Below are 12,930 nucleotides of genomic sequence, written 5' to 3' on the forward strand. Positions count from 1 at the left end.
TACACGAAATGCAGGAAAGATCAATTGACTAAACGGCGAGAGGAGACTACCTCACATGACATCTGAGACAACAACCCAAAGAACCGCGCATATCATTTCGCATACCCACTGGGACAGAGAATGGTATCTGCCTTATGAAAAGCATCACATGCGGCTCATCCGCCTGATGGACGTATTGATGGATACGCTGGAGAACGACACGGAATACAAAAGCTTTTATCTGGATGGTCAAACCATTATTCTGGAGGACTATCTTCAGGTTCGTCCGGAGCAGAAAGAACGCTTGGAGAAATACATCCGCGAAGGACGCATTTTCATCGGTCCGTGGTATATCCTGCAGGATGCTTTCCTGACCAGCGGCGAGGCCAATATCCGCAATATGCAGATCGGACATAGGGATGCGCGCCGTTATGGGCAAATTTCCAAAATCGGCTACTTTCCGGATACGTTCGGCCTTGTCGGCCAGACGCCGCAGCTCATGCGCCAATCCGGGATTGATAATGCCGTGTTCGGACGCGGCGTGAAGCCAACGGGATTTAACAATACTGTGGCTGATTCCGATTACGAGTCCTCCTTCTCCGAGCTGATCTGGGAAGGGCCGGACGGCTCCAAGGTGCTGGGCATTCTGTTTGCCAACTGGTACAGCAACGGCAACGAGGTTCCGGTCGACCCGGAGGAAGCGAAGATCTTCTGGGACAAAAAGCTGGCTGACGCTGAAAAATATGCTTCGACGCCGGAGCTTCTGTACATGAACGGCTGCGATCACCAGCCGATCCAAACCGATTTGGCTCAGGCGCTGGAAACGGCGCGTGCCTTGTACCCGGACACGGAGTTCGTGCATTCGAACTTCCCTAAGTACCTGGAAGCGGTGAAGCAGGCGAAAGAAGGCGAGCTGTCCGTCGTGCGCGGCGAGCTGCGCAGCCAGCGCACCGATGGATGGGGCACGCTCGTGAACACGGCCTCGGCCCGCGTGTACCTGAAGCAGATGAACCAGCACGGGCAGGCGCTGCTCGAGAAGGTGGCCGAGCCGCTGGCTTCGTACGCCCGCTTGGCCGGTCAGGCTTATCCGCATGACCTGTTGACGTATGCATGGAAAACGCTGATGCAGAACCATCCGCATGACAGCATCTGCGGCTGCAGCGTGGATGAGGTACACCAGGAAATGGTGACCCGCTTCGCGAAAAGCCGCAATGTCGCCGAATCGATCATCGACGAGAGCAAGCAGGCGATCGCCGACGCGGTGGATACTTCCGTGTTCAGCACGTACGGAGAGAATGCGGTTCCGTTTGTCGTGTTTAACACGACCGGATGGAAACGCAGCGGCGCCGTGTCCGTAGATCTGGACGTGGAGCGGGTGTACTTCCGTGACGGCGGCACGCTCGAAGAAATGAGCCGCCGCATGAAGGAGCTCGATCTTGGACCGCGGGCTGTCATCGACGCCGACGGTAAGCCTGTGGCGTTCACGCTGGAGGATCTTGGCCTCCGCTTCGGATACGATCTGCCGGATGACAAATTCCGTCAGCCATTTATGGCGCGCGCGGTTCGGATTACGCTTGAAGCGGACCAAATTCCGGCGCTTGGGCTCAGAACCTATGCTCTCGTTGGCGGAGCGGCGGCTGAAGGCTTGAACGAGCCTAACGGCTCGCTCGTGAAGGAGGGGTATGTCATGGAAAATGACAACCTCCGCATCGAACCGGCCGCAAACGGCAGCATCGCCATTACCGACAAGCGTAGGGGACGCGTATACCGCGATCTCCTGATCTACGAAGATACCGGGGATATCGGCAACGAGTACATGTACAAGCAGCCGGAAGGGGAAGTAGCGCTGACCACGAAGGACCTCAAGGCTTCCATTCGTGTCGTGGAGGATACGAGCTATCGCGCCGTTCTTGAAATTACCCATGACTGGGCTATTCCTGCCTCGGCAGACAAGCTGCTGGATCAGGAACAGGTGGAGCTGGTGTATTTCCCTGAACGCAAGGCGCAGCGGGTTCAAGAGACCGTGCCGATGCGCATCCGCACTCGGATCACCTTGGAACGGAAAGGGCAGGGCGTTCACGTTGAAGCCAGCTTCAACAACCAGGCGAAGGACCATCGCGTGCGTTTGCTGATGCCTACGGACATTACGGCTTCGAACCATCATGTGGATTCCATGTTCGAAATCGTGACTCGTGACAACAATCCTGCCAAAGAATGGCAAAATCCTAGCAACGCGCAGCATCAGCAGGCTTTCATGGATGTGAGCGGCGAGGGAGTCGGCTTGACGGTGGCCAATCTCGGGCTGAACGAGTACGAGGTGCTGCGAGACGGCCGCAATACGATTGCCGTTACCCTGCTCCGCTCCGTGGGCGAGCTCGGGGATTGGGGACATTTCCTCACACCGGAAGCCCAGTGTCTGGGCGAGCATACCGTTCATTTGGAGCTTATCCCTCACGATGGCGACGGCGTGGGCTCCGGTGCTTACCAGGAAGCGTACCAGTTCCAGATCCCTTGGACGGTAGCCCAAACCGGTCAGCATGCAGGCAACATTCCTGCAGAGCATGCGGCGTTTGCCTGGGAGGGCAAGGACCTGGCGTTCTCTTCCTGGAAAGTGAACGAGGAGTCCGGCGACGATATGCTGCGCTGGTATAACATGAAGCCTGAAACAAGCCAGCTCCGGCTGCAGCTTTCGTCTGATCACGGATTCGTATACAAAACCAATATTCTTGAAGAGCCAAGCTCGGAACAACTTGCTGTCCATGAGGGCCGCACCGAGCTCCCGGCCGGACCTTGCGAAATCATTACGGCCGGCATTCGCCCGCTTTCGTAAACCGCGTGAAATCAGGAGGAGGAAGGAGACACCCGTCCCCTTCCTCCAAATATTTCATGATTTACATAAAGGAATTTACCAAATTTCACCGAATAAGAAATATTGCCACTGCATAATTTTTTTCATTGACAGATGTTTTTGTTTCCAGTACATTTGAACGTATTAAATTAATTGTCATTTATGTCAGGTAACCTGACACAGAAAACATTATATTTACAATGTAAGCGATTTACATTTTTGAGGTCACTCCCGAAACACCATTTCCAGTTCAGGCATCCTCTGCTTTTAACATTAAAATTCGACGGGAAATGGACACCTTTTTCACAACAAACCCTTTACTGGCGCTAGTTTTGGATCATTAAAAAAAAATAATCCAAAGTGCCTAAAAAAAATATTGACGTGATATAAATTTACACGTATCATTTACATTAAATTTATGTAGGAATTTTTAACCAATAGGTCAATGGTGACTTTTGTTGATTTCAATTGACCGATGGTCATTTAAAGCATTAATGCTTTATTGCGTTATTAGGTCCGCGTAAATTTGTCCGGTGCGTTCACAATTTCAGCGATGTCTGATCGGTGCAATTCCGGAGCTGGTTTTTCCTAACATTTGGATATATTAATTTTTTTAATATATTGCTTCACCTGTTGTGCCGTCGTCTTGTTTTAACTTTGTTGAAACCAAGAGGGGGAATTGTCTCACACGTAATTCGGGGGTCAGTAGAACGAATTCAACACAGGTGTAAAAGTCCCTAATAGGCAGGCGGACAAGATTCGTTTGGACTATTAGCAAGGTCTTGGGATGCTTTATGCAGCTACTGCAAGTATCCATCATTTTTATTCTCAAAGGGGAGGAATATGGTAAATGGCAAGTAAGAAAAAATGGTTGTCGTTAATGGTATCATTGTCTGTTGTCAGTGCACTGTTTGTAGGCTGCGGCGATTCCAAAACTGCAGAGTCTCCGAAAGACGAGCCTAAGAAAGAAGACACAACGAAAACGGATGAGGGCAAGACTGAAGAACCAGCTGCTGGCGCTCCTAAAGACGGCGGTACGCTGACTTTCGGCAGCACATCCGACATCGTAAGCGTGAACCCGATCTATGTACAAGATACAGCATCCGGTGACGCTGAGCAGTGGCTGTACGCTAAATTGTTCGATATCGACCGTTCCGGTAAAGTGGCTGTTGAGCCTTGGTCCCTGGCTGCCGAGCCAATGACGATCTCCGAAAATGGTCTGGAATACACAGTTAAACTGAAAGACAACGTCAAATGGAGTGACGGCCAGCCGATCACTGCGGACGACATCCTCTTCACGATCAATACGATCCGTGATCCTAAAGCAGGTTCCCCTGCAATCACAGGTTTCGACAAAGTGACCAAAGTCGACAAAGTCGACGACCACACGGTTAAAATCACTTTGAAAGAAATCTACGCTCCGTTCCAGTACGTTCTGGCTATGGAACTGATTCCACAGCACGTTCTGAAGGACGTTAAGCCTGAAGAAATGCAAAAATTCGCATACGGCGCTGACCCTGCCCAAACCGTTACAAGCGGTCCTTGGAAATGGACAGAGTGGAAGAAGAACGAATATCTGACATTCGAAGCCAATGCGGATTACTGGGGTCCTAAGCCTCACATCCAAAAGGTCGTATACAAAATCTATGCTGACCAAAATACAGAAGTTCAAGCTCTGATCAAAGGCGACATCGATCTCGTATCCGGTGTTCCTGTAACGCAGCTGGACGTTCTGAAATCCAAAGACAACCTGGCCGTTAGCTCGGAACCAGGACCACAATACGAATACCTCGGTCTGAACCATAAGGCTGACAACTTCAAGGACAAATGGATTCCTTGGTCCAGTGCCAAAACAAGACAAGCGATGGCTTATGCCCTCAACCGTCAAGGCATGATCGACAACGTTCTGAAAGGTATCGGTACCGTTATGGACGCTCCGTTCCTGCCAGGATCTTGGGCTGATCCGAAGGAAGCCGCTACTCACTACGACTACAATCCTGAGAAAGCAAAGGAACTCCTTGCTGAAGATGGATGGGTAGCTGGTAAAGACGGCATCCTGACAAAAGACGGACACCGTTTCTCCTTCGAACTGCAATACAACGCCGGTAACAGCCGTCGTGAGCAAGTATCTGCTGTTATTCAGCAAAACCTGAAAGACGTTGGTATCGAAGTGAAGCCTAAGGCTCTTGACTTCGCTGCTTGGATCGACCAAAACCTGAACCCAGGTAAATTCGAAGCCGTTCTGATCGGCTGGTCCCTGAACAATCCGGATCCGGACCAAGAAACGATCTTCGGTTCCAAGTTCACTCCGCCAACTGGCCAAAACAACGTTTGGTACAACAACCCAGAACTTGATAAGATCTGGCAACAAGGTACTTCCGTTGTAGACCAAGCCAAACGTGCTGAAGTCTACAAAGAAGCAGCTAAAATTCTTTCGACAGACCTGCCATACATCTTCATGTACCAATACGGTACGCCTGAAGCGCTGTCCAAAAAAGTTAAATTTGCTGAAGAAGACAAACCAGAAGCATCCCTTGCTTACGGCTACTTCTTCCACGCGATCAACTGGTGGATCGACGACGCAAAATAACAAATGTCACAATTTAGGGGCACAGATCGTGCTAGAGGGGAAGGTTACTTCCCCTCGCCCTTTTTTGCGTTTCTGAATGTCTACGGTGTCGAGCACGTTTAATTTTTAGGAGGATCAATTATGACTGAATATCTCATCCGCCGCTTGCTGCAATCCATATTGGTAATATTTTTGGTTTCGATCGCTGCTTTTGGCTTGATGCATGCTGCACCCGGCGGTCCGACACAAATGATGATTTCTCCGGGGCTATCTCCAGAGACAGCAGCAGTACAGAAGCATAATCTGGGCCTGGATAAGCCAGTACCCACCCAATACGTCATTTGGCTTAAAAATATGTTGAAGGGCGATATGGGAAATACGTTTAAGAATAATACACCTGTAGGCGATTTGATCTGGCCAGCGGTGAAAAATACACTTGCGCTAATGTCGTTTTCTTGGGTCATAAGCTTGTTGATCGCTATTCCTTGGGGAATTTACAACAGTACCCGGGAATATGGTATATCTGATCAATCGGCAAACTTTATTACTTATCTTGGTTTTGCCATGCCGGCCTTTTGGTTCGGGATTATTTTGCAGGAATTCTTCTCGATTAAGATGGACTGGCTACCACTCTCAGATATGTATTCAATGGAAAAGCACGGTGATTTAGGAAATTTATTTATGCACTTGATTTTGCCTAGTACGGTTCTTATTCTTGTGAATCTAGCTGGATATGTTAAGTATTCACGTTCCAGTATGCTTGAAGTATTGGAGCAGGATTATATCCGAACTGCACGCGCAAAAGGCGTGCCTGAACGTAAAGTGATTTTTCGCCATGCATTGCGAAATGCCCTAATTCCGATTATTACAGTAATAGGTATGGATCTGGCAAGTCTCGTGGCTGGGGCAACCCTCACGGAAAAAGTGTTTAACTGGCCGGGTATGGGACGCTTGTTCGTCGATATGGCGTTGGCGCGCGAGTATACAGTCCTGATGGCTATTACAATGATTACCGCCGTCGCTGTCGTCCTGGGCAACCTGATTGCTGATATTCTTTATAAATTGGTAGATCCACGCGTACAACTCGGACGTAAAGGAGGCAAAGCTTAATGAGTGATTTGAATACTGCAACGGCTCCGAACGTTCAAAATACAGATCCAGTTGTAACTGGAAATGCACCGCTTCCTCCAACCGGTAAACCGCCGGGTCCATGGAAGATCGTGTGGCAGAAGTTTTCCCGCAATCCTTTTGCAATGACAGGTCTCGTTGTTTTGTTGATTTTCATTTTTGTGGCCGTTTTTGCCAAATTTATTGCTCCGTTTGATCCGGCCAAAATTGATTTGATGACTGCAAACCTGAAGCCGGGAGTCGATGGACACTGGCTCGGAACAGATGAACTTGGAAGGGATATCTTCTCCCGTCTCGTACACAGCAGCCAAGTATCCTTGTTGATCGGCTTCTCTGTTGCAATTATTGCAGTTTTCTTGGGTTCAATTCTTGGTGCCATTTCCGGCTATTTCGGTGGATGGATCGATACCGTGTTAATGCGTTTAATTGACGTGATGATTTCCCTTCCGTCGCTGTTCATTAATATCCTTGTCATGGCTATATTCGGTACAAAATTACTTTATCTCATCTTGATCTTGGCTCTAACGAGCTGGACCGGCGTAGCCCGTCTTGTACGGGGACAGTTCCTGCAGCTGCGTGAAATGCAGTATGTTGAAGCTGCCAGAGCCACCGGCGTTTCCCATTCGGGCATTATTTTTAGACATCTGCTTCGCAATGCCAGCTTCCCGATTATCGTCAATGCGACGCTGATGGTTGGCGGAGCGATCCTGTCCGAGTCGGGTCTTTCCTATCTCGGTCTCGGTATTCAAATGCCGGCAACAAGCTGGGGTCTCATGCTGAGCAACTCCCAGGAATTCATGCTGACCAATCCAATGCAAGCGGTCTATCCGGGTCTTTGTATCCTGATTGTCGTGCTTGCTGTTAACTTCATTGGCGACGGTATCCGTGATGCTCTCGACCCAAGACAGAAAAATACCCGGAGGAGGTTAGCGAAATGGCGGAAAAACTTCTCGAAGTCCGGAATCTGACCACAGGCTTTTTAACGGAAAAAGGTTTTGTCAAAGCAACGGACCGGATCTCCATTAATATCGAAAAGGGGAAAACGCTCTGCCTCGTCGGCGAGTCCGGTAGCGGTAAAAGTGTAACCTCCTTGTCTATTATGCGTTTGATCGATTACGCCGGCGGCGTAATCCTTGAAGGTAACATCAACTTTAAAGGCCAGGATCTGGCAGCAAAGAAACAGGAAGAGCTGAAAGAAATCCGCGGCAACCAAATTTCGATGATTTTCCAGGACCCGATGTCGGCTCTGAACCCGGTATTCACCGTCGGCGAACAAATTGCCGAGAGCTTGCGTCTTCACCAAAACAAAAATAAAGATGAAGCTTGGAAGGAAGCCGTCGAGCTTCTGAGAATGGTAGGTATTCCTTCTCCCGAAATCCGCGCGAAGCAGTATCCGAACCAATTGTCCGGCGGTATGTGCCAGCGCGTGGTCATCGCGATCGCCTTGGCTGCCAAACCGGAGCTCTTGATCGCCGACGAACCGACGACAGCGCTCGACGTAACGGTACAAGCGCAGATCCTGGAGCTGCTTCAGGATTTGAAGGAAAAACTCGGAACTTCCATCTTGCTGATCACCCACGATATGGGTGTAGCAGCTGAAATGGCCGATCATATTGCCGTTATGTATGCGGGTGCGATCGTGGAGCAAGGAACCGTGGAAGAAATTTTCGCGAATCCGTCCCATCCGTATACCGTAGGTCTTCTGCAGTCCATTCCTGGATTCGAAGGCGAACGCGGCGGCGAGCTGTACACGATCAAAGGTACAATTCCTGGCCTGGGCAACCTTCCGCAGGGCTGCCGCTTTAACCCGCGCTGTCCGCATGTGATGGATAAGTGCCGTCAGGTGGAGCCGGGAGATATCCAAATCGGCGCGGAGCACAAGACGAAGTGCTGGTTGTACGAAGATCAGGCGAAGGTAGCGGCTGCTGGGAAAGGGGAACACATCCATGGCTAAGAATCTGGTTGAAGTCAATAACGTCAAAAAGTATTTCCCGATCCATAAAGGCCTTCTGAACCGTGTTGTCGGCAACGTTAAAGCCGTTGATGACGTATCCCTGACGATTCGCGAAGGGGAGACCTTCGGACTCGTAGGCGAATCCGGCTGCGGCAAGTCTACGCTTGGACGCGTAATTCTACGGTTGCAAAGCGCAACGGAAGGTTCGGTTAAGATTAACGGCCGTGATGTTCACAGCCTGAGCAACAGAGATTTGAACAAAATGCGCGAGGAAATGCAGATCATTTTCCAGGATCCGTTCGGTTCGTTGAACCCGCGCTTTCTCGTGAAGGACGTCATTGGTGAGCCGCTCAAAATTCATACGAAAATGTCGGCGAAGGAAATCGATGAACGTGTCGTGGAACTCATGAAGATGGTTGGTCTCGATCCAACCCGCCGCAACCGTTATCCGCATGAATTTTCCGGCGGTCAGCGTCAGCGGATCGGTATAGCCCGCGCCATCGCGCTGAAACCGAAATTCATCGTGGCGGACGAAGCTGTATCGGCCCTCGACGTATCGGTACAATCGCAGGTGATCAACCTGCTCATGAGACTGCAAAAAGAAATGGGACTGACCTTTTTGTTCATCGCGCACGGTCTGAATGTCGTTCGGCATATTTCCGACCGCGTAGGCGTGATGTACCTGGGTAAAATGGTTGAGGTCGGTGAAACTGAGTCGCTGTATGCCAGCCCGCTGCATCCATACACGGCTGCCCTGCTCTCGGCGATTCCGTTGCCGTCTCCAACCAAAAAACGGAACAGGATCGTGCTTCAGGGCGATGTGCCTTCACCGGCAAATCCGCCATCAGGCTGCCGTTTCCACACGCGTTGTCCTTTTGCGCAAGAGAAATGCAGTCAAGTGGAGCCGAAGCTTGTAGAGGTTCTGCCAGGCCGCGAAGTGGCTTGCCACTTCCCGATCGGCGTAGAGGGCGGCTCTGATCTGAGCAAGCTCCAATAAGATTAGCAGGCAGGATTGGGGTCCTCCTGAGCGTTGAGTTAAATACGAAATGCCATGAAACAGCCTTGTGCCAGAACTCTGGCCGCAGGGCTGTTTTTTGTAGGCATTTTTTTGGATAAATAGTCACTCGTGAATAATCAAGGTGTTGACTATGTGTCAAAACAGGTATATATTTTATCTAAAACTGACCCGGCGGTATAATTATATGAGAGCTCCCTTGGTGGATATTCTGTGTAAATAAGTCAATACAGAACATAGGGAAGAGGGAACTGGCAGATTGCCTGAGGTCGGAGTACTCATGTAAAGGAGAGGCATCCCGTGCAAAGAAATATGAAGGCATCATTGATCATTTTCGCAATCGGCGTATTTATGGCCGCACTGGACAACGGAATCATCACATCCTCCCTCACCACGCTGATCTATTCCTTTGGCGTAAGTCCGACCTGGGGGGCGTGGACAATCACGTTGTACACGCTCGGTCTCGCCATCAGCGTGCCGATCGCAGGCAAGTTGTCTGACCGTTATGGACGAAAGCTGCTCTTTATGATTGAAGTGAGCCTATTCGGCGTCGGTTCACTGCTCGTTGCGCTGAGCCCGAACTTTACGTTCTTTCTCATTGCGCGGCTGATACAAGCGCTGGGTGGGGGCGGCATATTCATCATTGCCAGCTCCTATGTGCTCGCGACATTTCCGCGGGAACGCCACGGGCGCTCGCTGGGGATGCTGGGCGGCATGAACGGCATCGCCTCGGTGCTCGGTCCGAATATTGGCTCCTTCATACTAGGTGCCACGGGGAACTGGCATTGGCTATTCCTGATCAATGTGCCGATTGCGGTGATACTGCTCCTGTTGGGCGGACGCTTCATTAAGGAAAAACAGGAGCACTCCCGCGCAAAGATGGACTGGAGCGGTATTTCCGTTCTGATTCTCGGGGTACTCAGCCTAATGTACAGCTTCACGAATCTGGATGGCGTGAACCTGGCCGAAAGCCTGATATCCTGGAAGTTCTACGTGTTCTTCTTGGCGGCGATCATGCTTCTGGTCATATTCTACTTGATGGAGAAACGGCTGCAGCATTCCGATACAGAGCCGGTCGTACCAGTACAGCTGCTGCATCAATCCACCTACCGCTGGACGCTGCTCATTGCATTTTTCTCGGGAGCGATTCTGGCGTCCGTGATCTTCCTTCCGGGCTTCGTGGAGCAGTATTTGAACGTATCCAGCACGGTGGCAGGCTATTGGTTTACGCCAGTGGCGCTTGCTGCAGGCATTGGAGCCGCGGGCGGCGGATTTTTGGTGGATAAAAAGGGGCCGACCTGGACGATTGCGCTGGCGAGCAGTCTGGGTATTATCGGATTTTTGCTCTTCGCGCTTTGGGTGCAAAGCATATGGCAGATGGTCATCGCGGGCGTGTTTGTCGGAATCGGCTTTGGTTCCATGCTCGGCGCGCCCGTGAATGTGCTCGTCACCGAGGAAGCGGGCGAGAAGAACAAAGGGATTGCGGTGGCTACGAGCTCGCTGTCCCGGCAGATGGCGATGGCGATTGCACCGACGATTTTTGCAGGCTTCCTGGCTCGCTCGTTCATGAACATCGGCAGCCATATCAAACAGGGCTTCGCTGACAGCGGCATTCAGGTACCGGCAGACGCCATGCAAAAGTTTGCGCCTGGAGGCGGAGCCGCCGGCAGCAGCGACTTTCACAGCCTGCTCGAGGGCTTTCGCAGCATTCCGGATGAAGGTGTGCGCCGTGTGCTGCTGCATGCGCTGCACGTGACGGTGAAGCAAGGATATAACGGCCTTTTCTGGTCTGCGCTAGTCTTCAGTGCACTGTCCTTGATCTCGGCGCTCATTCTCGGTGCGATCCGTCGCAAGAAGTCGTCGAAGCCGAAGGGCAGCCGGGCCTGATGTATAAAGGGTATGGAGATGAAGCTCTGCCTTTCGGCAGGGCTTTTTTTGGAGAGACAACAGATATCCCGCAGGAAAAATAGGTGCGGCCAATGTTTCATGAAAGAAAGCTAAACAGTTGTTTCTCTTCCATGTATAAATTATGGGACCCCTCCTATCGGGCTTCGGAGCAACGCCCACTTTGTGCGGTTATTTTATGGGCGGATATACGCGGAAAAACTGCACATATTTAACGGCAAAGGAACCTTTTTTCCCGGAATCGACACCGAAATACGGTTTCTTTTTATAAAATTAGCGTTTACAATGTTAATGTCGTTTTACAATGGCTAAACGGATCCAAGACCAGAAGCTGCGTCAAAAATTCGATGATCCGTTTATATAAAGGAGGGAGGCCAGAGAACTCCGTTTTTTCAAGAAATTAGGACTTTTATTCTATAATAAAAGAAGGAATCATTGAATGAAAAAGAGAACAAAAATATATATATCGATCGCTGTTATTCTGCTGCTGGTGGCCGGAAGCGCATTCGCATTCCGCAAACAGCTCGCAGTCATGGCGTTTGACATCTTTCTTTCCAAGCGGGTGGAGAGCTCGCTGCAGAAATCGTACCAGCCGCTGGAGTCGAAGGACAACACGCCCACCAAGCCCGCCGAGCCGGTCGTCTATGAAAACAAGCCTTTTTCGGTCATGCTGCTCGGTTCGGACCAGCGCAAGGATGAGCCTGCCCGTTCGGATACGCTCATTTATGCGGTTGTACGGCCCAAGGATTCCAAGGTTCTGCTCATTTCGATTCCGCGGGATACGTATACTGAGATTGTAGGCAAAGGCAAGAAGGATAAAATTACGCATGCCTACGCTTTTGGCGGTCAGCAGATGTCCAAGGATACGATCGAAGCGTTCCTGGATCACAAGGTCGATTATTACGCGACGATCAATTTCCAGGGCCTGAAGGATGCGGTCAACGCGCTTGGCGGCGTAGAGCTGCCGATCGGGAAGGATATCGTGAACAAAGGCCGCGACCATGAGAAGTTTACGGTAAAAGCGAATCAGCCGATCTATAACGGCGAGGATGCGCTCAATTACGTACGCTACCGGGAAGACAGCGATTTTAACCGCACGAAGCGGCAGCAGGTATTCCTGGACGCGGTCGCTAACCGGATGCTTCACCTGAACCAGATTTCCAAAATCCCCGAGCTGCTCGATATTATGGGCGACAACTTCCAAACCGATATGCAGCCGAAGTTCATTATTGATTTGGCGAAGCAGGTATTGACCGGTTCTGAAGCGCAAATCACCAGCTATACGATCATGGGCGAAGGGATGAAAATTGACGACATTTACTATGATGAGCCGATTCAGAAGGACGTACAGAAGGCCAAGGAGCTCATTGACAGCTGGAAAAACCAAAATACGCCTTCGGATCAGCTGATGCTGCCGGATGACAAAACAGACGAAAATACAGTAAAATAATGGTTAACGGAACTTGTTTCTTTTATCGTCATAATAGGATCGGCAGCCACTGGTGCGGCTGCTGATTTTGTGTCTGCGTGAA

Annotated in this window: 8 protein-coding genes; all 8 read left to right on the forward strand. The window is 50.6% G+C overall.

Annotated elements, in window-relative coordinates; all coding sequences use genetic code 11:
* The first annotated feature begins 55 nt into the window (after positions 1–55).
* A complete protein-coding gene (locus tag PCH05_RS03980) occupies positions 56–2,809 on the forward strand; it encodes an alpha-mannosidase (protein ID WP_127600906.1) in 2,754 nt (917 codons plus the stop codon).
* 868 nt (positions 2,810–3,677) lie between these two features.
* A complete protein-coding gene (locus PCH05_RS03985) occupies positions 3,678–5,417 on the forward strand; it encodes a peptide-binding protein (protein WP_127600908.1) in 1,740 nt (579 codons plus the stop codon).
* A gap of 120 nt (positions 5,418–5,537) precedes the next feature.
* Positions 5,538–6,506, forward strand: a complete 969-nt coding sequence (locus PCH05_RS03990) for an ABC transporter permease (protein WP_127600910.1) — start codon at positions 5,538–5,540, stop codon at positions 6,504–6,506.
* The gene (locus PCH05_RS03995; protein WP_127600911.1) at positions 6,506–7,492 is read left to right on the forward strand and encodes an ABC transporter permease; all 987 of its coding nucleotides are present in this window, start codon (positions 6,506–6,508) and stop codon (positions 7,490–7,492) included. Before PCH05_RS03990 ends, PCH05_RS03995 begins: the two co-directional genes overlap by 1 nt.
* Positions 7,459–8,478, forward strand: a complete 1,020-nt coding sequence (locus tag PCH05_RS04000) for an ABC transporter ATP-binding protein (RefSeq protein ID WP_127600913.1) — start codon at positions 7,459–7,461, stop codon at positions 8,476–8,478. Before PCH05_RS03995 ends, PCH05_RS04000 begins: the two co-directional genes overlap by 34 nt.
* Positions 8,471–9,475 (forward strand): ABC transporter ATP-binding protein, encoded by a 1,005-nt coding sequence (locus PCH05_RS04005; protein ID WP_127600915.1) that lies wholly within the window; start codon positions 8,471–8,473, stop codon positions 9,473–9,475. The genes PCH05_RS04000 and PCH05_RS04005 overlap by 8 nt, the downstream gene beginning before the upstream one ends.
* Positions 9,476–9,805: 330 nt before the next feature.
* Positions 9,806–11,380, forward strand: coding sequence for an MFS transporter (locus tag PCH05_RS04010; protein WP_127600917.1), 1,575 nt, complete (start codon positions 9,806–9,808; stop codon positions 11,378–11,380).
* Positions 11,381–11,837: 457 nt separating this feature from the next.
* A complete protein-coding gene (locus PCH05_RS04015) occupies positions 11,838–12,848 on the forward strand; it encodes an LCP family protein (protein ID WP_127600919.1) in 1,011 nt (336 codons plus the stop codon).
* Positions 12,849–12,930: the final 82 nt, after the last annotated feature.

Origin of the sequence: Paenibacillus chibensis (assembly GCF_004001045.1) — a bacterium.
GTDB lineage: Bacteria > Bacillota > Bacilli > Paenibacillales > Paenibacillaceae > Paenibacillus_AQ > Paenibacillus_AQ chibensis.

Coding starts and splice junctions, on each gene's coding strand:
- PCH05_RS03980 (WP_127600906.1), top strand. CDS start 56: ATGACATCTGAGACAACAACCCAAAGAACCGCGCATATCATTTCGCAT.
- PCH05_RS03985 (WP_127600908.1), top strand. CDS start 3,678: ATGGCAAGTAAGAAAAAATGGTTGTCGTTAATGGTATCATTGTCTGTT.
- PCH05_RS03990 (WP_127600910.1), top strand. CDS start 5,538: ATGACTGAATATCTCATCCGCCGCTTGCTGCAATCCATATTGGTAATA.
- PCH05_RS03995 (WP_127600911.1), top strand. CDS start 6,506: ATGAGTGATTTGAATACTGCAACGGCTCCGAACGTTCAAAATACAGAT.
- PCH05_RS04000 (WP_127600913.1), top strand. CDS start 7,459: ATGGCGGAAAAACTTCTCGAAGTCCGGAATCTGACCACAGGCTTTTTA.
- PCH05_RS04005 (WP_127600915.1), top strand. CDS start 8,471: ATGGCTAAGAATCTGGTTGAAGTCAATAACGTCAAAAAGTATTTCCCG.
- PCH05_RS04010 (WP_127600917.1), top strand. CDS start 9,806: ATGAAGGCATCATTGATCATTTTCGCAATCGGCGTATTTATGGCCGCA.
- PCH05_RS04015 (WP_127600919.1), top strand. CDS start 11,838: ATGAAAAAGAGAACAAAAATATATATATCGATCGCTGTTATTCTGCTG.